Genomic DNA, 24,538 nt, shown 5'->3' with positions numbered 1-24,538 from the left:
GTCTGGGGGAAGGGAGGGAAAACCTTTCTCCAGAAAGGTTTTCCCTCCCTTCCCCCAGTTTTCTTACGTCAGGAGCAGCCACCATGCTGGACAGGCAACAAACGGGTATCGTGTTCAATGTGCAGAAATTCAGCGTCCACGACGGCGAAGGCATCCGTACGCTGGTGTTCTTGAAGGGATGCCCGCTGCATTGCCCGTGGTGCAGCAATCCGGAGTCGCAGCGCCGCGAGCCGGAGCGCGCCTACAACCCCACGCGCTGCCTGACCGCCGCCGTATGCGGGCGGTGCGCCAAAGCTTGTCCGACCGGGGCCGTGAGCATTGTCGGCGGGCTGGTTTGCTTTGACCGCTCGAAGTGTACGGGCTGCAACGCCTGCGTGCGCGCCTGCCCGAGCGGGGCGCAGACGGTGTACGGCGAAACGCAGAGCGTGGATCAAATCCTGAGCCGCGTGGAAGAGGACGGCGTGTTCTATACGCGATCGGGCGGCGGGCTCACCCTGTCCGGGGGCGAGGCGCTGGCGCAGCCGGATTTCGCGCTGGCCCTGCTGCGCGAGGCGAAGAAACGCCATATCCATACGACCATCGAAACCTGTGGGCACTACCCGACCGACGTTCTGGATCAGGCCTGCCGGGTGCTTGATGCCCTGATTTTTGACATCAAGTGCCTCGATTCAGCCCGCCACAAGAAGGCCACGGGGGTGGGCAGCGAACTGATCCTCAAGAACATCGGGCACGTATTCGAGCACTTCCCGGATCTTCCGGTGCTGATCCGCACGCCGGTCATCCCCGGTTTCAACGATACGGAAGAGGATATTCTCGGTATTCGTGAAATGATTCCCAGGAAGGCCAATATCCGCTATGAAGCGCTGACCTACCACCGCATGGGGCAGCCCAAATACGGCTACCTTGGGCGGCGCTATGAGCTGGAGGGCGTGAAGGCCGATGAAGCCTTCATGAAACGGTTGAACATTATGTTGAAATCCTACGAGAAATAAGAACTTTCATTTTTCTTTAGGCCGTATTGAAGCGTCTGTACCGTTGCCCCTGACCCCTGACTGTACTGGGTTCAGGGGCTTTTTTTGTACCTCGGGGAACTGCAGGGGAGAAGGAAAAAGGGGCTGGAAGCTGTGTTTTTTTGCATTCATGGAATGATGAACTGTGCAAAAATGCACATATTGATGGTTTCAAACCTTTGATTTGCTGTTATATGGCTGTATTAGGAAGGAAAAGAGGAGTGTGTTTTTTTGCAATGCGGAAGGTGCGTATTCGCATCATGGATTTGAAGCGCTTCCTGTGATGAAAAAAGAACATGTTATTTAAGTGTATTATAAGCATCAAAAGAATGGATGGAGGACAATATTCCTGCGGACGGGAACGGAAGGACGGTTATTCGCATGGCAAAGGCTGAAAAACAGCAAGACGGAAGCCGAACCTACGGAAAAGATGAAAATAAAAAAGATGAAAAAAGAGTCTGTTAGGTAATTTTATCCGTTTTATAGCAGTAAGGAGTCTTGTTAAATGTTTTTTGTTTCACAAATGGTCCGCCTCTTGCTTTAGGGAAAGCAAAGATCGTCGTCAAGGCGTCACGCCAGACATTCATGCAAAGGGGACCATCGTGAAGATCATCGACTTTCGTTTCCGTCCGAACATCCCTTCCACCGTACAGGGGATGATCGACCATCCCGTCTTCGGCGAGATGCACGCGCTGTTCAAATTCCATGAGCGCGCCCGCTCCCAGCCCATTGAAGACATCGTGCGCGACATGGAAGCGCAGAACGTGGTCAAGGGCGTCATCACCAGCCGCGACGCGGAAACCACCTACGGCATCGCTTCCGGCAACAAGGGGGTTATCCCCTTCCTCGAACAGTATCCCGACCGTTTCATCGGCATGGCCGGGCTTGACCCGCACAAGGGAATGGACGCCATCGACGAGCTGGGGCTCATGGTCGAAACCCACGGTTTCCGTGGCGCGGCCATCGACCCGTTTCTCGCCAAGATTCCGGCCAACCACGCAAAATATTATCCGATCTATGCCAAGTGCTGTGAATTCGACATTCCCGTCGTGATCAGTACGGGCATGGCGACCCTGGTGGACGGGGCCGACCCCGAGCATTGCCACCCCCGGTATATCGACGCGGTGGCCCGGGACTTCCCCAAGCTCAAGATCGTAGTGAGCCACGGGTGCTACCCGTGGGTGAACGAGATCATCATGGTCGTTCAGCGCAACCGCAACGTCTATCTGGAGCTTTCCGAGTACGAGCAGTCGCCGTTCTCCGAAGGCTACATTCAGGCCGCGAACACCATGATCGGCGACAAGGTGATCTTCGCCAGCGCCCATCCGTTTCTCGACTTCAAGGGGCAGATCGCGCTGTACAGGAAACTGCCTTTCAGCCCGCAGGCGCTTGAAAACATTTTTTACAACAACGCCGCCAAGCTCCTTGGCCTTTGACGGTGGCCAGCGGGCAGGTTCCCTCGTATCTTGAGAACCGTTGAACCGCCTTCCCGTTCTGTCGGGGAAGAGCCCGTCACGGTGCTGGCCAACGCCGCATTGGAAAGCTGATTTTGGGAGAGGGGGCGGTACAGGGCCGCCCCCGTGCCGGAAGGTCGGGGGGCCGTCCGGCGCGGGAATGAAACAGAGGAATCTCCCACAGGGGGAGACGGGCTTTGTCCCGGTTTGCAGCATCATCTCCATTTCGGGGGAAAAAAGAGGAGGAATTGCATGAGACGTTTTCTTACGGCCTTCGCCGCGGCTGTCCTGATGCTTTCGCTTGGCACCGCCAACGCGGCGGAATACAAGAAGATGACCATCCGTGCCGCTACCGCGAATCCGCAGGGCAGCCTACATGTGGTCGCCATCGACAAGTTCAAGGAGATCGTCGAGAAGGAATCCAACGGCGCGATCACCGTACAGACCTTCTATGGCGGCTCGCTCGGCGACGAACAGGCCAACGTCAAACAGCTCCGCAACGCCGAGATCCATCTCGCGGTGCTGGCGGACGGGAACCTGACGCCCTTCGCGCCGCAGGCCGGGGTGTTCATCCTGCCGTACATGTTCCCGAAGATTTCCGACGCCGAAAAGCTGTTCGGCAATGAAGCGTTCATGAACAAGACCGCCGACGCCATCGCCAAGCAGAGCCGTACCCGGCCCCTGTCGTGGCTTGTGGGCGGCTACCGCATCATCACCAACTCCAAGAAGCCCATCAACACGATGGCCGACCTCAAGGGCCTGAAGATCCGCGTTCCCGCCGTGGAGCTCCAGCTTGCCGCCTTCCGCTCGTGGGGCGTCGAACCCCATCCGCTGGCGTGGTCCGAAACCTTCAACGGGCTTCAGCAGGGCGTGGTCGACGGGCAGGAAAACCCCCACGCCATCAACCGCGACCAGAAGTTCTGGGAAGTCCAGAAGTACATCACCAACATCCATTATATGCTCTGGGTCGGCCCGATGCTCGTGAGCGACCCGTGGTTCCGCAAGCTCGACCCGCAGACCAAGGCCCTCGTGGAAAAGGCCGCCAAGGAAGCCGCTGCCTACGAATGGAAGTGGTCCGCGGAACAGGATGAAATCGCCCTCAAGGAATGCCTTGCTCGCGGCATGGTCATCAATGACGTGTCCGACGAACCCGCCTGGACGGAGGCCGCCCGCTCCGTGTGGCCGCAGTTCTACGACAAGGTCGGCGGCAAGGCCGTGGTGGATGAAGCCCTCGCCATCATGCAGCAGTAAACGGACGCCCGGCGCGCGGGTTTCGGCTCCGCGCGTCGTCTTCATTCCTTGGAGGACGTATGTCTTTTTTCAAGCAGCTCTACGACAACTTCGAAGAGGGGGCCTGTGCTCTGTTCGTCGCGGTCATGGTTCTCTGCCTCTTCCTTCAGGTGGCCATGCGCATCGCCGTGGGGTCGTCGCTGGCGTGGACGGAGGAGCTTTCCCGCTACAGTTTCCTCTGGGCCGTGTATGTCGGGGCCGCCCTTGCCGTGAAGCGCGGTGGGCATGTCCGCATCACCGCACAGTTCATGTTCCTTCCGACCCGCTGGCGGCTCGTGTTCCGCGCCGTCGGGGACATCATCTGGATCGGCTTCTCCCTTTATGTGGCGTGGATCGGGCTCGCCTGCATCGAAGAGGGCCTGTATTACCCCGAAGTGTCGCCTACCCTCGGCGTTGTGAAGGCGTGGGTGGAATGCATTATCCCGTTCAGCTTCGTGCTGGTGAGCTGGCGCATCGTTGAGGAATACGTCGTGCGCTGGCGGAACGGCACCCTCGGAGAACTGGTTCGTTACGAGGAGGCAGCCTGATGACGCCCCTAGCCATTGCCCTCATTGTCCTTGTCGCCATGTTTCTGCTGGGGCTGCCGATCTTCATGTCCCTGATCATCTCTTCCGTGGTGGCGATCCTCGCGGGCGGGGACATCCTGCCCCTGTCGGTCATCCACAACTCGCTTTTTGACGGCCTGAACCTGTTCCCACTGCTCGCCATCCCCTGTTTTGTGGTCGCGGGCACGCTCATGGAGTTCGGGAACATCACGCAGCAGATCGTCGACGTGGTGAAGCAGCTTGTGGGCCGCGTCTACGGCGGCCTCGGCATCACCACCATCCTCGCCTGCACGTTCTTCGCGGCCATTTCCGGCTCCGGGCCGGGGACCGTCGCCGCCGTGGGCACCATCCTCGTCCCGGCGATGGTCCGCAACGGCTATTCCAAGGATTACGCTTCGGCGGCGGCTTCTTCCGGAGGCACCATCGGCATCCTGATCCCGCCGTCCAACCCGATGATCATCTATGCGATCCTCGGGAACCTGTCGGTGACCGCCATGTTCACCGCAGGGTTCATCCCCGGGTTCATCGTGGCCTTCGCGATGATCATGACCGCCTACCTGCTGGCGAAGAGGAACGGCTTCAAGGGCGACGAGAACGCCGCGCCCTTCAACATGAAGTTTTTCCTCAGGAGCTGCGGCAACGCCGGGTTCGCGCTGGCGACGCCGTTCATCATCCTCGGCTCGATCTATACCGGCTGGGCGACGCCCGTGGAAGCGTCCGTGGTCGCCATCGTGTGGGCGCTGTTCGTGGGCATCGTGATCAACCGGGTACTCAGGCCACGGCACATCTACCGGGCCCTGCTGGAAGGCGCGATGACCTGCGGCGCGGTGCTGCTCATCGTGGGCGCGTCCACCCTGTTCGGCAAGATCCTTACCTTTGAGGAAGCCCCGCAGCGCCTTGCGTCCATCGTGCTCGGCATTTCCGACGATCCCCATCTCGTGCTGCTCATGATCATCGGCGTGCTGTATGTCCTCGGCATGTTCATGGAAACGCTGGCGACCATCATCATCCTCGTACCGGTGCTCCTGCCCATGATCCTCCAGCTCGGCATCGACCCGATCCATTTCGGCATAGTCCTTGTGGTGACCAACAACGTCGCCATGCTGACGCCGCCGCTTGGAGTCAACCTTTTCGTGGCGTCGCGGATAGCGGGCATCTCGGTGGAGCGCATCTCCGTCGCGGTCATCCCCTACCTGATCGCGCTGACCCTGTGTATCCTGCTGTTCACCTACGTCCCGGCGATCAGCACATGGCTGCCCAGCCTTATGGGGTACGGGCAGTAGCCCCGGCGGAGGCGCTTCTTTACGGTTCCGCCCGGCTTCTCCGCCGGGCGGATTCTTTTCCATTATAGTAACAACTTATGATTTCTTGCTTTTCGGCATGTGATGGGGCATAAGGAGAAGATGCTTCGAGAAACGATTCACAAACTAAGAACGGACATGTAATGTTGCAAGAGTATCTTGATCAGCTTTTTGACGCCTTCAAAGAGGGGATCTGCATCTCCGACGTGGAAGGGACCGTCGTGCATTTGAACAGGCGCCATGCCGAAATCACGGGCATCCCCCGCGAAGAGATGCTGGGGCATTCCGTGATGGAGTTCGTCAAGCGCGGCAGGCTCGACGTGGTGCTGAACCCGGAGGTCATGCGGACGGGGCAGCCCGCCACGCGCGTGCAGACCGTTTCCGACGGGCGGAAGCTGATCCTCGAAGCCAATCCGGTTTTCGACGCGCAGGGCAAGCTGGTGCTGTGCATCACCTTCCTCCGCGACGTGACCATGCTCTCCGAGATGCGGGAGCAGATGAGCGTCCAGAAGGAACTGCTCGAAGCGTTCCAGCAGCTCAGTACCGCCGGGGACGCGCAGGAGCTTTCCCGCAAGACGCCGAAGCTGTTCACCAGCAGTGCCATGATCAAGCTCTACGGCGAGGTGAACACCATTGCGGAGACGGACGCCACGGTCCTGCTGCTCGGTGAGACGGGCGTGGGCAAGGACGTCATTGCCCGCCGTATCCACGCCCTGAGCCTGCGCAAGAACAAGACCTTCATCAAGGTGGACTGCGGAAGCATCCCCGAAAACCTTATTGAAACCGAGCTGTTCGGCTATGCGGCGGGCACGTTTTCCGGCGCGAGCAAGACGGGCAAGATCGGCCTCATCGAAGCGGCGGCGGGCGGCACGCTGTTCCTCGACGAAATCGGGGAGCTGCCCATGCCCATGCAGACGCGGCTGCTCCGGTTCCTTCAGGACTGGGAGATCATGCGCGTGGGTTCCACCACGCCGAAGCAGATCGACGTCCGCATCGTCGCCGCCACCAACAAGAATCTCGAACGCGCCATCGCGCGCGGGGAATTCCGCAGTGATCTCTATTACCGGCTCAAGGTGGCGGTGATCGCCATTCCGCCGTTGCGCGACCGCCAGGCGGACATTCTGCCCCTCGCACGCATGTTCCTGCGGTTTTACGGCAGCAAGTACCATCGACAGCTGGCGTTTTCCGAAGAAGCCGAATCGCTGCTCCTCGACTACAAGTGGCCGGGCAATATCCGCGAGCTGGAAAACCTTGTGCAGGGGCTGGCCGTGACCAGCAAGGACAGCGTGATCCGGGCCTCGGATGTCCCCATTTCGGGCGTGGCGAAGCCTGCCGCATCGGCGCGCAGGGACGGCCTCGATTTTGAACTCGACGGCAAGACATACAAGGAGATCATGAAGGACCTTGAGAACAAGGTCCTTTCAGCCGCGATGGAACGTTACGGCAGCATCACCGAGGTCGCCAGGCACTTTCAGGTCGACCGCAGTACGATTTTCAGAAAAGTGAAGGAATTGGAGAAAGAAGGGAAGATGCAGTGACGCTTGGGGCTGGGGAGGTGGCCGCTGTACCTCGGGAATACATCGGGTGGGGCGGCGATGCTGGCTGTCGGCGTCTTCAGCCCGTTTTATCGCCAGATAGGGAAAGGGCGGGGTATGGATTGCCTTCGGGGAATGCCGTTCCCGAACTTGAAGCCACCCGTGAGGGAGCGCGTCAAGACGGAAAAGGGAGGATGCCCGGCGTTGTTCGGGGGCCTCTTTACGTTCGCCAGAAGTTTTTTGAGCCCCCGGTGCTGTTTCGAAGGCTCGCCAAGCCTCCGTTTTATGGATACGGCGCGTGCTGCGGACGTAACCAAGAATGGAATACAGTCAATAGGATGTGGAGGGGGAAGCATGGATTCGGCCCTCCCGCCGCATGAAGGCAGCCCGCTGAACTCCAGCGGGCTTTCCTTTTTCTGGCTATCCCATCATCCCCGCTAGATACTTTTCAGGGATACGGTCTGGAACCCGTCGGCGCTCCGCCCGTTGGGGTATTTCCTCTCCGCCGTATCCGTTCGGAATGCCGTCATACGGTTTCCCAGCTTTTCCGTCCGTAATCTACCGCATTTGTTTGAATAGCATTCGCAACCTCCAGTCTTTTCCGCGCTCGAAGGGGCGGCGTGCTATCCCACACGGAGGCGCTTGTCCCCCTCTCCTGTTTCGCCGGAAAAACAGGCGGGTGAGCAGAGGCTTCCGTTGTCCTTCCCCCTCGGCATTTTTTCCGGCTTTTTCTTTCGCCTTTCACAGCGCGCCATCCTGTCAATCTTCCTTTTTCCGTTCCGCATCCGTTTCCTTGCGCGGGCAGGTTGCGGTCCCATCCTGGGATCCTGGCGGTGTGTTTTCGTGCCCTGAATGCCTGTCGGCAAAGGAGTCCGGAAACTGCGCTGCCGTAACTGTGCGGCATACCTGACTGAAAATAAAGAGAACGGCATAAAGGGCACTGTATTTTCATGTGGTGAGAATTTTTTCTCAATGAGATGCGAAAAGAGAATTCCAGGATGAGAATAATGTGCCTGCAATGATAAAAAATCTGTAACAATAGTGAGATGCGGAGTATGCGCCGTATGGCACAAAAATCGCATTAGAAAAAATGTCCGGTTACACGGAGAAGATGTGAAACCTTTTATGATAACAGGAGAAGTTTCATGGAATGGAATCCCGAAGTTGTACGCCGTGTTCGTGGGGCCATGCAGGACAGGGCCCGCTCTCAGGCCTGTCTGTTCAAGGCGTTTTCCTCAGTAATGACCCGCGAACAGGCCGAAGCCCTCGCCCGTGAGGGGATTGCCGAATACGGCCGCATCCGTGCCGAGCGCGACGGGCGCAAGCTGGCTCCCGAAGACTGGATGAACGAACACTACACCATGATGGGCGGCGTATTCGAGACGGAAATTTCCGACACCGAAGAATACTGCGAAATGAAGATGCACTACTGCCCCCTCCTCGAAGAATGGAAAAAGATGGGGCTTTCTCCTGAAGATCAGGATCTTTTCTGTGACGTGGCTATGGAACTGGATCGCAACCGCGCCAAGGAGCACGGCATCCCGTGCGATATCGTGGAACGCCTCGGCAAGGGCGACCCCTTCTGCCGCGTCGTGCTGTGGAAAAAGAAGAAGGATTGACCGGGACGGCGGGCTTTTTCGCCTGATCGCCCGACTCCCCGGAAAACGGAGGGTATACGCTCCCGCTTTCCGGGGGGCGGGGCCTCAACAACACAAAGGAATTCCATGAAAAACCTCAACGATATTTTTTCCGGCGCGGTTCTTCTATGCCTTTGCGCGGTGGGGGCTTACGAAGTGTCGGCCTCCATCGCCCCGTCCGATGGGGAGGTTGTCGGGGCGGATGCGCTGCCCACGCTGGCCCTCGGCGGCATGGCGCTGTGCGGGGTTTTCCTCATCCTCCAAGGGCTGCTGAGGAGCCGGCCCGGCCGTAGTTGGGGAAACCGATCCGCCGTCATCAAGACCCTTCTCTTTTTCGGTTTCTTCGTCATGTACCTGTCCGGCATGATCTGGCTCGGCGACCGGCTCGTGGAGCAGAGCTGGTTCCCGTGGCCGCACAACGGCGGATTTACGATCTCCACGTTCCTGTTCCTGCTGTTCTCCCTGCCCCTTCTGGGACGCCGGAATCCCGTTGAAATCATGGGAGTGGCGGCGCTGACCACGGGAGCGCTGCTGTATGCCTTCGGATACTTCTTTCAGATCATGTTGCCGTAGGAGGACACGATGTCCGAGGTTTTTGCTGGGATAGAGGCGGCCTTGAGTTTCGGTTCGCTGATAGCCAACGTCACCGGGGTTTCTTTGGGCATCCTGTTCGGGGCCATGCCGGGCCTGACGGCGGCGATGGGCGTAGCCCTGCTCATCCCGCTTTCCTTCGGGATGCCGCCCGTGGAGGCTTTTTCCATGCTGCTCGGCATGTACGCCGGGGCCATTTACGGGGGATCGATCACGGCCATCCTCGTCGGCACGCCGGGCACGGTGGCCGCCGCCGCGACCCTGCTCGAGGGCCCGAAGCTGACCGCCAAGGGGCAATCGCGCAAAGCGCTGGAAATGGCCACGTTCGCCTCGTTTTTCGGGGGCATCTTCAGCGCGGTCGCTCTGGTGACCTGCGCGCCGCTGCTGGCGACCGCCGCCATGTCGTTCGGCCCGGCCGAATATTTCGCACTGGCCGTTTTCGCGCTCACGGTGGTGGCGACCCTGTCTTCAGGGGCCATGTGCAAGGGGCTTGCCGCCGCATTCGTGGGCCTTTTCCTTTCCACGGTGGGGATCGATCCGGTTTCCGGCGATTTCCGCAACACGTTCGATGTGCCGGAACTGTTCAACGGCATCTCGCTGGTGCCCGCGCTCGTCGGGCTTTTTGCGGTATCGCAGGTGCTCCTGTCCCTTGAGGATGTCTTCCTCGGCAAGAGCGGGATCGTCAAGGAGGGCAAGCTGTCCAATCAGGGGCTGACGCTCAGGGAAATCTGGTCGAACAAGTTCAACCTGCTGCGTTCCTCGCTCCTCGGCACGCTCATCGGCATCATCCCGGCTACGGGGGCCAGCGCCGCGACTTTCATAGCCTACGGCGAAGCCAAGCGCTTCTCGAAGCATCCCGAAGCGTTCGGCAAGGGGACGCTGGAAGGCGTGGCCGCGACGGAAAGTTCCAACAACGGCGTGACCGGCGGGGCGCTCATCCCCCTGATGACGCTGGGCGTCCCCGGAGACGTGCTCACCGCCATCCTGCTCGGCGCGCTGATGATCCAAGGCCTGACGCCCGGCCCGCTGCTTTTTCAGGAGCACGGCGCCACGGTCAACGGCATCTTCGCGAGCTTCTTCGTCTCCAACATCCTCATCCTTGTGGTCGGGCTCATCGCCGTGCGCATCCTCGGCAAGGTCGTCCTCGTGCCTACGGCGATCCTCATGTCCGTCGTGCTCACGCTGTGCGCCATAGGCAGTTTTGCGGCCAACAACTCCACGTTCGACATCGGCGTAATGGCCGCCTTCGGGCTGCTTGGCTACCTGATGCTCAAGGCGGGGTTCCCCCAGCCGCCCATGCTGCTCGCCATGATCCTCGGCCCGCTCGCGGAATCCAACTTCCGCCGGGCCCTGTCCCTCTCCCGCGACGACTTCAGCACCTTTTTCACCAGCCCCATATCCTGCGCCATATTGGCCGTCAGCGCCTGCGTCGTCCTCAAAACCATTTGGGACGAATACAGGGGATGCAAGCGCGAGGCGGTCTGATCCATCCACACTTTTTTCAGGAGGAGCCTTCATGAAGAGGAATCTGTCCCGGATGTTCCGCACCGGCGTTGCCGCAGCCGCGGCCCTGCTCTGCGCCATGCCGTTCCAAGCTGCGGCAGAAGACTACCCGAGCCGCCCGATCACCCTGATCATGCCTTTCGGCGCGGGCAACGCTCCCGACACCGCCGCCCGCATTATCGGCGACTACCTGCAGCGCAAGCACAACATCACGCTGCTCATCACCAGCAAGCCCGGCGGCAGCGGCATCCCCGCCACGCTCGAAACCGTCCGCGCCCGTCCCGACGGCTATACCATCAGCCTCACCTCTGCCAACGTGCTGACCGTCGTCCCGCAATACAAGAAGTGCGGCTTCACCTATAAGGATCTGGCCCCGGTGGCGCAGGTCAACGTCTTCACGATGGGCTGGGGCGTCCGCGCCGATTCCGGCATCGCCAGCGTGCAGGATCTCATGGACAAGGCCAAGGCCGAACGCGGCAAGTACAGCCTCGCCAGCCCCGGCGCGTTTACGGCCCAGCGCTTCTACCACGCCAACGTGATGAAGCTGTTCCCCGAATCCGACCTCCCCTATGTGGCCTACAACGGCGGCGCGGAAATCGTGACGGCGCTCCTCGGCAACCACATCTCCGCAGGGTTCACGCCCGTGGTGAACTTCAAGCCACACAAGGACATCCGCGTCATCGCCGTGTGCGGCGCCCAGCGCGATCCCAACTATCCCGACGCGCCCACGTTCAAGGAAATGTTCGGCGACGGTTTCGTGTTCGACTCCGTGTACGGCATCGTGGCCCCGCTCAAGACCCCCAAGGATCGCATCGAACGCCTCCAGAGCCTGATCAAGGAAGCTCTCAGCGATCCCGACGTGCAGGCCAAGTTCGCCAAGGTCAACATGACCACCAACTACCTCCCCGCCGACGAATTCGGCAAGGTCATCGAAGGGTACTACAAGCTCTTTGAGGAGCCTATCCGCAAGGCTAAGGAAGCCGAAAAGAAGTAAAGGCAAGCCCTTCGTCAGGAAGCCGTCCTCAGGGGCGGCTTTTTTGTTTGGGGCCAGCACGGGCGGCGTCAAGGGGGGCCTCCCTTCCGCTTGGCGGTTTTCGCCGGGGCGCGGGAGGCGTCCGTATGCCGAAACGCCCGGCAGCCGTTTTTCCCGCGGACAGCCACGGGCGCATCTGGGGATGGGTATCGCCCGCAACCCGATGAGGCCCTTTTGCAGGGGGAGGGCGGAAACGGCGGAGCCCCTTCAAGAGCAGGCGATGGAGGCCCGGTTCCGCTCTTGAAGACATGCGAAGGGCCTCCCCCCGGCGCAGCGGTGCTGTTGCATGAGAAGGTCCCGGCAGCCCCCGCCGTCCAAAGGCAGCCTCTCAGAATCGGTTTCCGCCACCCGCTTCGGGAACAACAAAAAAATACGGCTTCTCCTTTTTTCCACCTTTTCGCTTGTCTTTTTCTCATGCAGGTGAGAAACTCAAAAGAGTAACTATAAAAGTAAGATACATCGATAAAACATATAGATTTGCCTATTTGGAGACACCTATGAGATCGGAAATCCATGCCGCTGTCCCCCTGTGGATCAACACCCCTCTCGAACCTCCCCTCCCATCGGGTTCCCCCGTCACCGAGCGTTGGCGCCTTGTGCAGAAGCATCTTCCCCCGTTGGCGGAGCTGCTGGACGTGGAAATCGTGATCATGAACGCGGAAGGCTACTGCGTGGGGGGAACCGGCCCCTACCTCCGCGGTGTCGGGTTCCGGATGCCCGCGGACAATGCGCTGACCTACAGCCTGCGTTCCGGCCAGAGCTCCATGGTGCTGACGCCCGGCAAAGAAGAAGTCTGCCGTACCTGCTCCGGCAAGGGGGCCTGCGCGGATGTGGCCAATTTCACGGGGCCGGTGGTGATAGAAAACGAAATCGTCGCGGTCGTGCAGATCGTGGCCTTCACCGACAATCAGCGCGCCGAGCTGCTGATGAAGTCGGAAAAGGCGTTCGAGCTCATCAGCCAGATCATCGGTTTCGCATGGGCCCGCGGACGCGACGTGGAATCGCTCCCCGAACAACCGCGCGATGACCGTTTTCCCAGCATCATCGGCGAGAGCAAGGCCATCTTGCGGCTCAAGGCGGCTATCCTGAAGGCCGCCGGCACGAACGCCACCGTCCTTATCCAAGGGGAGTCGGGGACGGGCAAAGAGTTGATCGCGCAGGCGGTCCATGACAACAGCCCCCGCCATACGGGGCCGTTCGTCGCCATCAACTGCGGGGCCATCCCGGAATCGCTCATGGAAAGCGAGCTGTTCGGCTATGAGCCCGGCGCGTTTTCCGGCGCGAACAGCGGGGGCCAAAAGGGGCTTCTGGAACAGGCGCACACGGGTACCTTCTTCCTCGACGAGGTATCCGAAATGCCCGTGTCGCTTCAGGTCAAGCTGCTGCGTGTCTTGCAGGAGCGCGTTGTCCGGCGCGTCGGCGGGAAGGTCAACCACAGCGTGGACATCCGCATCATCGCCGCCAGCAACAGGAACCTTCGTGAACTGGTGGCGCAGGGGGCGTTCCGTGAAGACCTGTTCTTTCGGCTGGACGTGATCCCCCTGTTCGTGCCCCCGCTCCGGGAGCGGCAAGGCGACATCCGGCTGCTGGTGGCCCATTTCCTCCAGTCGTTCAGCCGCGAACGGGGCTGCACCTACCGGGTCGCCACCGAACTCATGCACGCTTTCGAGGCCTACCCGTGGCCCGGCAACGTGCGCGAACTGAAAAACTTTGTGGAATACGGGGTCGGGTTTTGCGAGCACGGCGTCCTGACGCTGGATCTCATGGATTCCCGCTTCAAGACGGCAAGCCCCCCCTCCCGTCAAAACGGAAAAAGGTATGCTGTCCCCACCGCCGGGGCCTGCCCGCGATACGGCGGAATACGACAGGATCATGCAGCTCCTCGGGCGCTACGGGCAGCACACGGAAGGGAAAAAACGGACGGCCTCGGAACTGGGGATCAGCCTTGCCACGCTTTACCGCAGGATGGGGCAGCTAGGCATCACGGCGAGAAAGCACGCGAGATGACTGAGGGCTCGCCTTTTCGCATGGATACGGCGGCAACCGCCCGCCCTGTCGCAATCCCCTGCATGGCGGGCCATTGCCTGTTCCAGGCCTTGGACGCCTTCAGCAGGCCTGCGCAAAGGAGAGGGAGGGGCCGCCTTCCCTTCCGTCATTTCCCCCCCAGCCCGCCTGGGGCAAAACATTCCGGCTGTGCCTCCTCCCATGCGTTGCCGGGGGACATGGCGGGGAGGACGGACCGCGCGGGGATAAGCGAAACGGGCGAACCCGTAAGGATGGGCGGGAGGATGGACAGGATGCCTGTCGCTATATCGAGCGAGATCGCCCCATGCAGGAAACAGCCATAGCGGATGGGGTGGGCGAACGGCTTTCCCTTGAAGGGGATCCGGTTTTTGAGGCCCCACAGACCCCCTATAAGAAGATGCCTTCTTGGGGGGGAATGCGGCAGGCGGGTTGCGGCGAGGCAAAAACGGTGAAGGCGCATTGAGGAGTGCCATCAAGCGGTTTCGATTTGCAGCGGACAGATTGGGAACGCTTTTTCGGGTACGAAAAAAAGGACTCATGATTATTCATCATAAGTCCTTCAAAATTCTGGTGCGGCTGGAGAGATTCGAACTCCCGGCCTACAGGTTCGTAGCCTGTTGCTCTATCCAGCTGAGCTACAGCCGCATCACGAGAAAGAGGTATAGTCGGACGGCCCGGTTCCGTCAAGCGTTTTTTGGGGAACTCTCGCGAAAAAAATCTCTCCTGTGCGGAAAAAATATTTTTTTCACTATAATATCATGATATTATCTGTTTTTATCTTCTTGAAAAAAGACAAGAAGCACAGCTTCCGTATGAGGCTGCCGGGGGATTGGGCCGAGGGATTCAATGACAGCGGGAGGTTGAAGTGGGAAAGGGGAGGGGCGTACTCCTTTGGAAAGCGTCCCTCTCCCTTCCTCAATGTGTCTAAAACTCCGGCGGAAGCTGGAGCATTTCCTCGTACGTGAACACGGGGCCGTCCACGCACATGTAATGGCTCCCGACCTTGCAGTGCCCGCACTTGCCGATGCCGCAGTGCATGTTGGTTTCGAGGGCCGTGTAAATGTCCGAGGGCTTCATGCCGAGTTGCATGAGGTCGCGGGCGACGGCCTTGATGCGGCGGGCGGAGGCGCAGATGATCGCCGAGGTGTTTTTCCAGTCGAGGCCGAGGCCGGGCAGCAGGTCGTTGATGTAGCCGATGTGCGCATCCACCTGATCCGTAGGCTTGGAGAGCGAGTAGTGCACCTCGACGCCGGGGACTTTCGCCCATTCGCGCAGGTCGTCCTTGAGCAGCAGCCCGTCATAGGTCGAAGCGCTCGCCATAATGGCGATGCGCCCGAAGTCCGGCTTGTTTTCGATGGCCCGGACCAGCGTTGCGCGCACGGGTGCATGGCCCACGCCGGAGCCGACGACCAGCAGATCGCGTCCCTTCAGCGTCTCGTAGGGCAGGGGCACGCCGAACGGCCCGCGTAGGCCCATCATGTCCCTGACCTTCAGGTTGTGCATGGCCGTGGTGACCTTGCCGACCTTTTTGACGTAGAAGGTGAAGGCATCCTTCACGCGGTCGCTGAACGGCACGGAAATGGCGATTTCCCCCGCGCCGAACACGGTCAGCATGAAAAACTGGCCGCGCAGGGCGGGGCGGCCTTGATTGGGGCGGTCGCGGTAACGGACCGTAAACCGCTTGATGCCCTTGGCTTCCTCAAAAATATCGATGATCTCCGCTACGAGCGGCGTATACGGCTGAGGGTCGAACAGGCGTTCCTCGCGCTCGTAGTGCACGTTGACCGCCGGGGCGGGGGCTTCCAGCACCTCGTGGGGCGTCCGTTCCTTCATCCGGGCCATGATGTCCACCATGTCGATGGATGCCGGGCAGACGGCCGCACACCGCCCGCATCCGGTACAGCCCTTCATGCCGAAGCGCTCTTCGATATATTGCAGCTTGTCGTAGATCCGGTAGCGCACAGCCGAAGTCTTGGAGCGCGGGTTATGGAATTCCGCGTTCCGGGTGAACGATACCGACTGGCACGAGTCCCAGACCCGGACGCGGGTGCCGGAATGGGGCGTGTCCTGCTCCTCTTCGGTGGTGAAACAGGTACAGGTGGGGCAAACGCGCGTGCATCCGGTACAGGCGATGCAGCTTGAGGCGATGGCGTCCCATTCTTCGTCCTTGAAGTGCGCGGCAAGCACCTGCCGGACCGTGGACGTGTCCAGCGTGCGGCGGAACGTCTTCAGCGCGTCTTCCTGCAACGCTTTCTTGCGTCTGCGGCCCGTGAATTCGAGGTCGCGGTACAGGAGCGGCGCGACGTGCGACAGGAGCGCCTTGCCCCGGTCCGATCCCGCCTCCACCCAGTACCAGTCGTTCTCTCCCTTCTCCCCTTTCTTGTGGTCGGGCCCGTAATCCGGGGTCAGAAGCAGGTCATACCCCTTGCCCGCCTGCATCCCGTATTCGGTGTGGGCGGTGATTTCCGCGAACGGCCCGGTTCCCATCGAGGCGCAGTAGCATTCCGGCCCGGCCTCAAGGCAGTTCACGGCGACGATGAACACGTGCTGGCGGCGCAAATGGTAATTGATGTCGTGGTGCTCGCCGAGAAAAAAGCGATCCATGTAGGCCAGCCCGTACGTGTCGCAGGGCCGCAGACCGAACAGGATCTTGTCCTCTTCCTGCAAGGATGACGAAGACGGCGCGCTGATGGCGGTACAGGTCTTCTCGTTGCCTTCCCAGCGGAACAGCTCCTCGCGCTCGCCGAAGACGAATCCCTTGGGTGCGACGATCAGGTTGGTGTATTCGTCCGGCTCCATGAACCGGACCTCTTTCCGGGTACGGCGCGACCAGATGCGCATCTGCGCGTTGTCCGGGCTTCCGCTCGGGACGAATACCGAATACCGCGCCGACCAGCGCGTCAGTATTTCGGGGAGATCCGATGCTTTGAACTTGAACATGAGGGCTCCTGGGGGAAAGGCGGGAATACGGGGGAGGGAAACCCTGCTGGTGAAGGGGTATCCCTCCCCCGCGCCCCCACCTTTTCCAATATTTTCGACTGGTGGGGAGGCTGCGCCCCATTTGTTTCAAAAACCTTGCTGATTAGTTGAATACACAGCAACTCTTTATTCCAAAGGAAAAAACCGCGAACAGGGATTCGATAAACACGAAAGTCTTTGAAGGGAGAGAGGAGGGGGCTCGGGGGAGGGGAGAGAGAAACTTTCTCCAGAAGGTTTCCCTCTCCCCCGATATTCCTTTCCCCTACTTCGCCTCCTCCACACGCACGGGCGTGAGCTTCAGCGCGGGGATTTTGACCGTGGGGTCGAGATGCTCGTGGCTCGTGAGCGCGTTGGCGGGGCTCTCCGCGAAATGGAAGGGGAGAAAAACGGTTCCGGGCTGGAGATCCGTGGCCGTCCGCAGGCGGGCCACGATGGAGCCCTGACGCGACGTCACGCGCACTTTCCAGTTGTCCTTGAGCCGCAAGGCCGCCGCATCGTCCGGGTGCATGTCGAGAAATGCCTCGGGATACTCGCGGTCCAGCGCCCACGAGCGCCGGGTCATCGTGCCGGTGTGGTAGTGGTGCGAGACGCGCCCGGTGAGCAGCGTGAACGGATAGGTTTCATCCGTGGCGTAGCCGAGATCGTCGGGCACGTCGTTGACCGTGAACAGCCCGCGCCCCCGCGTGAAGGACGCGGCGTGCAGATAGGGCGTGCCCGGATGATCCGGGGTCGGGCAGGGCCAGCACAGCCCCTGTTCCTCGGCAAGGCGGGTATAGTCCATGCCCGCGTAACTCGGGACCACCTGACGGATCTCATTGAAGATCTCGCGGGGCGAATCGTAGTCCGCCCGCCCGCCGAGCGCGTTGATCACGTCGCACAGGATGCGCCAGTCGGGGCGGGTGCCGGGCAGGGGGGGCAGGACTTCGTTGATGAGCTGTACCCGGCGTTCGGTATTGGTGAACGTCCCCTGTTTTTCGAGATAGCTGGCCGCGGGCAGGATCACGTCGGCAAGCCGCGCCGTGGGCGTCATGAAAATGTCCTGTACGATGAGGAAATCGAGGTTCCGCAGCCCTGCTTCGACTTTTGCCGCGTCCGGATCGGACTGCATGGGGTTCTCACCCATGATGTAGGCCGCCCGGATGCTCCCGTCGCGCATCCCGTCCATGATTTCGGTGAGCTTCTTGCCCTGCTCGTCGGCGAACGGGCCCCAGAGCCGGGCGAAACGCTGGTGCCCCAGCTCGGAATCCGCCTTGACGTAGCCGGGCAGGGTTTCGGGGAGCGCGCCCATATCGCAGGAGCCCTGCACGTTGTTCTGCCCGCGCAAGGGGATGAGCCCGGTGGAAGGCCGCCCGATCATGCCGCAGAGCATGACGAGGTTCGCCAGCGCGCCGCAGGTTCGGGTTCCCGTTACCTGCTGGGTGACGCCCATGCAGTAGAGGATGATGGAATTGGGCCCCTTGGCGTACAGCCGGGCCGTTTCCCGGATGGCTTCGGGCTGGAGGCCGGTGAGCGGCGCGGCCCATTCCGGAGTGCAGCCCTCCAGCGAGGCGCGCAGTGCGTCGAAATGCTCCGTGCGCTCGTTGATGAAGGCGTTGTCCTGCCCTTTTTCTTCAAACAGGATGACGTGCATCAGCGCGTTGACGAGCGCGAGGTTGCTGCCCGGACGGATGGCGAGGTGGATGTCCGACAGCGTTGCCACGGGCGTACGCCGAGGGTCCACGGTAATGAGCTTTGCCCCGCGTTTCTTGGCCGCCGTGATGCGGGCGTAGGCCAGCGGATGCTGCGCCGACGTGTTGGAACCGATCACGAGGATGGTGTCGGCGAAGCGGATTTCCTCAAGGCTGTTGGTGGCCGCCCCGGACCCGAACGCTGTAGCCAGACCGGCTACGGTGGGGCTGTGTCAGAGGCGCGCGCAGTGATCGATATTCGGAGAACCGATCACGGCGCGGGTCAGTTTGGCGGCAAGGTAGTTCTCTTCGTTGGTGCAGCGCGCCGAGGCGAGCATGGCGAACTTGTCAGGGCCGTGCGTGCGGAGCACCGCGCGCAGATGTTCCGCAATGGCGCGGTAGGCTTCGCTCCACGAAACGCCTTTCAGCGTGCCGTCTTCCTGACGGAGCAGGGGCTGATCCAGCCGATCGGGATGGCGCGCAAAGCCGTGCCCCTGCCACCCCTTGGAGCACAACATGCCTTGGCTGACGGGATGATCCGGCTTGGGCAGGACGCCGGTGATGCGCCCGCCCTCCACGGTCAGATACAGGTTGCACCCGCATCCGCAATAGCCGCAGGTCGTCAGAACTTTTTTCATGCTCCACCCCGAAAATTGTTCAGTTGACCAATCATAGATCCGGCGGGTTTCGCTTACAAGCCTTTTCGGAGTTTGTGCGGAAAATTTTTTACGATTTCGATTGTTTTTATCGCATAAGCTTTGTTTTTCACCAAATTTCCGCCCTCTTCTTCCTACGGTGTGCCGCAGGGTGCCCCCTCGTAGCCCTTTTGCCGTTTTTCCCTTTAGGGTCGGCCTGTTCCACGCCAGATCCTTTCCGCTCCTTGCTTCTTCCACCCGCTGACATCGTTCAATCTTTCTTGCGGCGCAATGCCGCGTAGGGTGCAGCTCATGAAGCAATCACCCCTACATCCCCTTTTGTTGTCCGCGGTGGCGGATTCGCTCCGCCGGCCTTTCCCGGAGATCCGGCTTCTGCCCGACGGCGCGTTCGCCGCGCGCGACGGCAGGCCCGGCACGCTCACGGGAGGAAACCTCAACGCATGGAACCTCTCCGGTCCCGGCGCGGAACATGTGCTCGACCAATGGAGGCGGCGCGAGACGCCTCTGGCCATCGACTATGAGCACCAGAGCCTCAACGCCCGCCACAACGGGCAGCCCGCTCCGGCCGCAGGCTGGATCGAGTCGCTCCGGTACGAGCCGGGGCAGGGGCTGTTCGCGTCGATCCGGTGGACGGAAGGCGCCAAGGCTTTCATCGAACAGGACGAATACCGTTTCATTTCCCCGGTGTTCTCCTTCAACCCCAAAAACGGCGACGTACTGGAACTGAAAGGCGCGGCCCTGACCAATGTTCCCGCGCTTGACGGGCTTGGCGCCGTCGCCGCGACCGAGGATTTCCCTCCATCCGACACCCCTCAACCGGAGACAGCCATGAATGCGCTCAATCGGCTGAAACAGCTGCTCGGCCTGCCTGAAGACGCAGCCGAGGAAACCTTGCAGGCGGAATTGGACAAGCTCGAATCCCTGCTCACGCCCGCGAATCCCGCCGCGTCCGATCTGCCCGCTTTGCCCGGACAGCCGCCTTTTCCCCATCAGGCAGATCCGCTGCCCGGCAACGCCCGGCCCACGCTGTTCGACTTTTTGCAGGCTTGCCATCCTCAGGCGGCCCTGACCTCTCTGGTACGCGCCAACACAGCCCTGCGCGATCAGCTTTCCGTGGCGCTCAGCGTCACGCAGGGGGATCGCGTGGCCCGGAGCGTCGAAACCGCCGTAACCGACGGGCGCTTGAGCCGTGGGCTTGTCGGCTGGGCCACCGCGCTGGGACGCCAGAACCCGGAGGCGCTGGAAACCTATCTTGCCGCCGTTTCGCCCATTGCCGCGCTCTCGTCGTTCCAGAGCACGGGCAGCCGCCCCGCGCTGTCGGCTCCCGCCGCGTCCCCGCTCTCCGATGAGGAGCGCTTCGTCTGCGCCCAGCTCGGCCTGAGCGAGGCCGAGTATCTCGCTGTACGGGGGTAAGGGAGAGCCGGGGAAGGTCGGCGTCGGGATGGGCGGCTTGAAAAGCTGTTTCTTTCGCGTCCGTCCTCCGGTTTGGAAAAGTGAAAAGGCAGGGGTTCCTTCCGCATCATCTTCCTATCAGCGAAGGCTTTTAGGGAGAGGGGAGGGAACCAGGGGGAGAGGACACGGCGGTTTCCTTTGGAAAAGGCCCGTCTCCTCTCTTCAGAACCGTTTTTCATCATGAGGATATATCAATGGCAGTAGTGACGAGTTCCCTTGTGTCGGCCCTGCGTGTGGGGTTCCAGCGTGAATTTCAGGATGCGCTTTCGTCCGCGCCGTCCCAGTGGGACAGGCTGTCCACCCGTGTGCCGAGCAGCTCGGCGGGCAATACGTACGGCTGGATTGGCCAGTTCCCCAAACTCCGCGAATGGTCCGGCGACCGCTCCTTCAAGAACATCAAAGAGCACGGCTATTCGGTGATGAACAACCTCTATGAGGCCACCGTGGACATCCCCCGCACGGCTGTGGAGGACGACGACATCGGCGTGTATGCCCCGCTGTTCCGCGAAATGGGCTATGCCGCCGGGACGCATCCCGACGAGATCGTGTTCGGCCTCCTCAAGAACGGCATGTCCGGCACATGCTATGACGGCAAGGCGTTCTTTGCCGTGGATCATCCCGTGTACCTGAACGCGGACGGCTCAGGCGACGCCGAAACCGTCTCCAACTGGCTGCGTCCCGCCGCTGTGGACGGAACGGTCACCGACGGGACGCCGTGGTTCGTGCTGGATGTCTCCCGCCCGCTGCGCCCGTTCATCTTTCAGGAGCGCACCGCCCCGGAATTGCAGGTCATCACCAATCCGGACAACGACTATGTCTTTATGAAGGACAAGATCCCCTACGGCATCCGTTACCGCTGCAACGGCGGGTACGGCTTCTGGCAGCAGGCCGTGTGCAGCACGCAGGAGCTGAACGCCGCCAATTTCGCCGCCGCCCTTGAAGCCATGCAGAGCTTCCGCGCCGATGGCGGGCGTCCCCTCGGCCTCGGTTTCGGCGGTGAGGCCGGGACGATGCTTGTCGTGCCCCCGTCCCTTCAGTCCGCCGCCCGCCGCGTCGTTTCCGCCGAGCAGGACCCCGACGGCGGCAGCAATATCTGGTACCGCGCCGCGACGCTGCTGGTCAGCCACTGGCTGATTTAGCGGAGCGAAGGCGTGGGAGGGGCTTTTCTTGTGAAAGTGCCCTTCTCTGGGCTCCCCCGCACGGCGTCAGCCGGAGGAGAGGCGGGGGAGTCCGCCTCAGCCGAACAAGAATGGGCGGATTGCCGCCGGAGGCATTTCTTTATGGCATACGCCACGCTTGATCAGCTTGTGAGCCTGTTCGGGGCGGACGAAATCCGCACGCTTTCGGACAGGCAGGGCACGGGCGAACTCGACGAAGCGGTCATTTCCGACGCCCTGGAGCGGGCATCCTCGGAAGTGGACAGCTATCTCGCGGATCGCTATGCGACGCCGCTTTCGGACTCTGATCCTATTCCGCCCGTGGTGGTTTCGGTTGCCGGGGACATCGCCCGGTATCGGCTCACCGGGGGCGACATCCGCGACACCGATCCCATCCGTGAGCGTTACACCAAGGCGCTTAATTGGCTGCGCGACGTCGCGGACGGCAAGGCTGGCATTCCCGGCCTGCCGCCTGCGGGAACGGAAACGCCGGGGGCCGTGTTGCTCGAACCGGGCACCCGCCCGTGGGATGGGGTGACGCCGTGAGCCGCACGCCGATGGAGGTTGAGGACGCGATTCTCGAACTGCTCCAGCCGCTCAGGGAAACGCCGGGAGCAAAGACCGTAGCGGCGTTTCAGGGACAACCGGACAAGGATACATGGGCCCGGCTGCGGCGCGGGTTTCCGGCGGTGCTGGTCCTGTACGCGGGGTCTCCCGCGTTCACGCCTTCGGGCCGCCGCCTTGAGGAACGCATGGAGTTCGAGGTCTACGTCATGGATAAAAGTTACCGATCGGCAGCAAACGGCCAAAAGCCGGAACCGGGGCACCCCGGAACCTATGCGCTGCTTGCCGCGGCCCGGGAACGGCTCCTCGGCGTGCCGCCCCTTCCGGGCATGGGGCCGTGCCTGCCGTCCTCTATCCAAGGGTTCGTTCTGGATGGAGCCAGCGTCTACCGCATGACCGTTTCGACCATACACAATATTGCACTGTAAGGATTGGATATGACTGCAAGTCCGCAGACAAGGAATTACCTGTACGGCAAGGGCGAGCTGTTTTTCCGCGCCGTAGGGAGCGAAGGCTACGACCATCTCGGAAACGCCCCGGCCTTCACCATCAGCCTGACCGAAGAAAAGCTGGAGCATTTCAGCTCGATGAGCGGCACGAAGACCAAGGATCTCCAGCTGGTCACCCAGAAGGGGGCGGCCGTGGCCTTCACGCTGGAGGAATTCACCACCGGAAACATCCTCCGGGCCTTCAAGGGCGCGGCGGTGGCGAAGCAGATGCAGGCCGCCGCGACGGTGTCCGGCCAGTCCGTCAACGCCAACAAGGGCCTGTATACGTTCGTCGGCAAGGAGAAGCTCGGCTTCACGCGTCTGGAGCACGGCACGGTGACCGGAGGGACGTTCGCGCCCGGCTCCTCCGTGGTGGGCTCGACGTCCAGCGCCACGGCGACCGTCGCCTATGTAACGGACGGGGTTTTGGAGTGCGTAAACGTGCGGGGGACTTTTGTGCCCGGCGAGGAGATCGCCGCCTCTGCAATCAAAGCCACGCTACAGGGGATCGCCCGCGTCGCCGATGTGGTGCTCACGGACAAGGCCAGCGCGCCGACCGTCCGCTACCGCCAGGGCGTCGACTACGATCTCAACGCCCGCACCGGATTGCTGCGCGTCCGCGAATCCTGCTCCGCCGACACGGTGTTCCTGACCGCCGATTGCGAGTCTTCCGACGAGCAGCTTGTTGATGCGCTGACCGCCAGCGACGTCACCGGCGAACTGCTGTTCGTAGGCCAGCCCGATCAGGGGCCGGGGCTTGTCGTGCAGTGCTGGAAGGTGACCCTTTCGCTCAGCGGCGAGGTCGGCCTCATCAGTGAGGAACTGGCCTCCATCCCCATGACCGGCGAAGTGCTCGCCGATGATCTGAACCATCCCGAAAGCCCGTTCTTCCGGGTGCGCTATCTCGGATAACCGTAAAACATATTGTGAAAATGAGGGAACCCTTCCCTGAAGAACCGCGTTTCCTTCTTTTCCAGTTTCGTTTCCAAACGGCAGGGACCTACTCCGCGCCGCCTCCCCACCAGTCGAAAGTCTTGGGGAGGGAGGGGCGCGGGGAGGGAAACCTTTCTTCAGAAAGGTTTCCCTCCCCCGCATCATTTTTTTCCCGACAAGGATACCCAATGCGAAAATCAGCTGAATTCACGATGGAAAACGACAAGGGCACCCTGAGCGTGCGCCTTCAGGAACTGACGGTGCGCGAAGTGCTGGATATGTGCGAGCAGTTCGGCAAGGGCCCGCTGGTCCACGATTTGGAGCGGCTGCTGCCGAGGATGTCCAACCTCACTACCAATGACCTCATGGACATGACGCCCGGCGAGCTTGAGATGCTGTGGGAGCAGGTCAAGGAGGTCAACGCGGCTTTTTTCAGGATAGCCGGGGCGTTGGGCTTCGGCAGGGTGCTGGAGGCGTTCCGGGCTCAGTTGCGCAGCGATCTGATGGAGGCGGCTCTGAACGGGAACTCCTCCGTACGGTGATGCGGCTGGCGGGGGCCGGGCACAGGGACGTATTCGAGTATGGGTGGAGCGCGTTCGTCGAAGCGCTTGAGGCCGAGGCGCAGCGCCGGGACGAACGCATGAAGGACGCCGCCCTTGCCCTGCGTGTGGCGCTGCATACGGACGGGCGGCAGTTCAAAGCCTTTCTGGAAGCATAG

General features: G+C 61.3%; 20 protein-coding genes, 1 tRNA gene and 1 pseudogene. 18 read left to right on the top strand and 4 right to left on the bottom strand.

Going from position 1 to position 24,538, the window contains the following annotated elements; translation table 11 throughout:
- The first annotated feature begins 83 nt into the window (after positions 1–83).
- The 11 genes from hpsH (at position 84) to T370_RS22820 (ending at position 14,247) form a co-directional block, all read left to right on the top strand.
- A complete protein-coding gene (gene hpsH, locus T370_RS0109670; protein ID WP_029435598.1) occupies positions 84–992 on the top strand; it encodes a (2S)-3-sulfopropanediol dehydratase activating enzyme in 909 nt (302 codons plus the stop codon).
- Between the two features lie 620 nt (positions 993–1,612).
- Positions 1,613–2,446, top strand: coding sequence for an amidohydrolase family protein (locus T370_RS0109665; RefSeq protein WP_005027951.1), 834 nt, complete (start codon positions 1,613–1,615; stop codon positions 2,444–2,446).
- 270 nt (positions 2,447–2,716) lie between these two features.
- Positions 2,717–3,715: a TRAP transporter substrate-binding protein gene (locus tag T370_RS0109660; RefSeq protein ID WP_005027949.1), complete on the top strand. Its 999-nt coding sequence runs from the start codon at positions 2,717–2,719 to the stop codon at positions 3,713–3,715.
- A gap of 59 nt (positions 3,716–3,774) precedes the next feature.
- Positions 3,775–4,281, top strand: a complete 507-nt coding sequence (locus T370_RS0109655; protein WP_005027948.1) for a TRAP transporter small permease — start codon at positions 3,775–3,777, stop codon at positions 4,279–4,281.
- Entirely contained in the window at positions 4,281–5,582 is a 1,302-nt protein-coding gene (locus tag T370_RS0109650) for a TRAP transporter large permease (protein WP_005027947.1), read from the top strand. Before T370_RS0109655 ends, T370_RS0109650 begins: the two co-directional genes overlap by 1 nt.
- A 161-nt stretch (positions 5,583–5,743) precedes the next feature.
- A complete protein-coding gene (locus T370_RS0109645) occupies positions 5,744–7,138 on the top strand; it encodes a sigma-54 interaction domain-containing protein (protein ID WP_029435597.1) in 1,395 nt (464 codons plus the stop codon).
- 1,142 nt (positions 7,139–8,280) lie between these two features.
- A complete protein-coding gene (locus tag T370_RS0109630) occupies positions 8,281–8,754 on the top strand; it encodes an L-2-amino-thiazoline-4-carboxylic acid hydrolase (protein WP_005027945.1) in 474 nt (157 codons plus the stop codon).
- Positions 8,755–8,859: 105 nt separating this feature from the next.
- On the top strand, positions 8,860–9,345 hold the full coding sequence (locus tag T370_RS0109625; protein WP_029435595.1) for a tripartite tricarboxylate transporter TctB family protein: 486 nt from the start codon (positions 8,860–8,862) through the stop codon (positions 9,343–9,345).
- Between the two features lie 9 nt (positions 9,346–9,354).
- Positions 9,355–10,848: a tripartite tricarboxylate transporter permease gene (locus T370_RS0109620; protein ID WP_029435594.1), complete on the top strand. Its 1,494-nt coding sequence runs from the start codon at positions 9,355–9,357 to the stop codon at positions 10,846–10,848.
- A 31-nt stretch (positions 10,849–10,879) separates the two neighbouring features.
- Positions 10,880–11,860, top strand: a complete 981-nt coding sequence (locus tag T370_RS0109615) for a Bug family tripartite tricarboxylate transporter substrate binding protein (protein ID WP_005027942.1) — start codon at positions 10,880–10,882, stop codon at positions 11,858–11,860.
- Between the two features lie 536 nt (positions 11,861–12,396).
- A complete protein-coding gene (locus tag T370_RS22820; RefSeq protein WP_248604242.1) occupies positions 12,397–14,247 on the top strand; it encodes a sigma-54 interaction domain-containing protein in 1,851 nt (616 codons plus the stop codon).
- A 245-nt stretch (positions 14,248–14,492) separates the two neighbouring features.
- Here T370_RS22820 and T370_RS0109600 read toward each other — a convergent pair.
- The 4 genes and pseudogenes from T370_RS0109600 to T370_RS26190 form a co-directional block, all read right to left on the bottom strand.
- A tRNA-Arg gene (locus tag T370_RS0109600) sits at positions 14,493–14,569 on the bottom strand.
- 279 nt (positions 14,570–14,848) lie between these two features.
- Positions 14,849–16,864: a 4Fe-4S dicluster domain-containing protein gene (locus T370_RS0109595; RefSeq protein WP_029435592.1), complete on the bottom strand. Its 2,016-nt coding sequence runs from the start codon at positions 16,862–16,864 to the stop codon at positions 14,849–14,851.
- A gap of 301 nt (positions 16,865–17,165) precedes the next feature.
- Positions 17,166–19,088 carry a formate dehydrogenase subunit alpha gene (gene fdhF, locus T370_RS26195; RefSeq protein WP_345917533.1) on the bottom strand — a complete coding sequence of 641 codons (1,923 nt, stop codon included), beginning with the start codon at positions 19,086–19,088 and terminating at the stop codon, positions 17,166–17,168.
- Positions 19,065–19,208, bottom strand: a pseudogene (locus T370_RS26190) (hypothetical protein); the annotation flags it as partial. The gene fdhF and the pseudogene T370_RS26190, both read right to left, overlap by 24 nt.
- Before the next feature lie 309 nt (positions 19,209–19,517).
- Between T370_RS26190 and T370_RS0109580 the strand changes: the two are divergent.
- From T370_RS0109580 to T370_RS24985, 7 genes are all read left to right on the top strand, one after another.
- Positions 19,518–20,639 carry a phage protease gene (locus T370_RS0109580; RefSeq protein WP_029435590.1) on the top strand — a complete coding sequence of 374 codons (1,122 nt, stop codon included), beginning with the start codon at positions 19,518–19,520 and terminating at the stop codon, positions 20,637–20,639.
- A gap of 233 nt (positions 20,640–20,872) precedes the next feature.
- Positions 20,873–21,817, top strand: a complete 945-nt coding sequence (locus tag T370_RS0109575; RefSeq protein ID WP_005027934.1) for a Mu-like prophage major head subunit gpT family protein — start codon at positions 20,873–20,875, stop codon at positions 21,815–21,817.
- A gap of 141 nt (positions 21,818–21,958) precedes the next feature.
- Positions 21,959–22,381, top strand: coding sequence for a gp436 family protein (locus T370_RS0109570; RefSeq protein ID WP_005027933.1), 423 nt, complete (start codon positions 21,959–21,961; stop codon positions 22,379–22,381).
- Positions 22,378–22,827 (top strand): phage protein Gp37, encoded by a 450-nt coding sequence (locus tag T370_RS0109565; protein ID WP_248604241.1) that lies wholly within the window; start codon positions 22,378–22,380, stop codon positions 22,825–22,827. Before T370_RS0109570 ends, T370_RS0109565 begins: the two co-directional genes overlap by 4 nt.
- Positions 22,828–22,836: 9 nt before the next feature.
- On the top strand, positions 22,837–23,799 hold the full coding sequence (locus T370_RS0109560; RefSeq protein ID WP_029435588.1) for a phage tail tube protein: 963 nt from the start codon (positions 22,837–22,839) through the stop codon (positions 23,797–23,799).
- A gap of 209 nt (positions 23,800–24,008) precedes the next feature.
- Positions 24,009–24,362 carry a hypothetical protein gene (locus T370_RS0109555; RefSeq protein WP_005027929.1) on the top strand — a complete coding sequence of 118 codons (354 nt, stop codon included), beginning with the start codon at positions 24,009–24,011 and terminating at the stop codon, positions 24,360–24,362.
- On the top strand, positions 24,359–24,538 hold the full coding sequence (locus tag T370_RS24985) for a hypothetical protein (protein ID WP_005027927.1): 180 nt from the start codon (positions 24,359–24,361) through the stop codon (positions 24,536–24,538). The genes T370_RS0109555 and T370_RS24985 overlap by 4 nt, the downstream gene beginning before the upstream one ends.

Source organism: Bilophila wadsworthia ATCC 49260, from assembly GCF_000701705.1.
Lineage (GTDB): Bacteria > Desulfobacterota > Desulfovibrionia > Desulfovibrionales > Desulfovibrionaceae > Bilophila > Bilophila wadsworthia.
This window is presented reverse-complemented; position numbering and strand designations above follow the sequence as displayed.